At 44.5% G+C, this 218-nt stretch carries 1 pseudogene; it reads right to left on the reverse strand.

Annotation, left to right across the window (positions count from 1 at the left end):
• Positions 1 to 218: pseudogene (locus tag JEM49_RS07905) on the reverse strand (LEA family epithelial adhesin); the annotation flags it as partial.

Raw genomic sequence — 218 nt, forward strand, 5'->3', positions numbered from 1 at the left:
GACTTCACCCTTAACCTTATCCTCGTCACCTTTAGTTAAGTGTTCTGGATCTTTTACTGGCACTCTGTCGTCTGGATTCTCTGGTCCATGTGGATCATGCCTGTCAGCGTCTTTTTCTGGACGTACCAAATCTCCACCTGGGATTTCATCCTTTGAACCATCTGGGTATTTAATTGTTGCATTACCCTTATCATCGACTGTAACTTCTGTACCCTCTG

Origin of the sequence: Lactobacillus sp. A27 (assembly GCF_016742815.1) — a bacterium.
GTDB lineage: Bacteria > Bacillota > Bacilli > Lactobacillales > Lactobacillaceae > Lactobacillus > Lactobacillus gallinarum.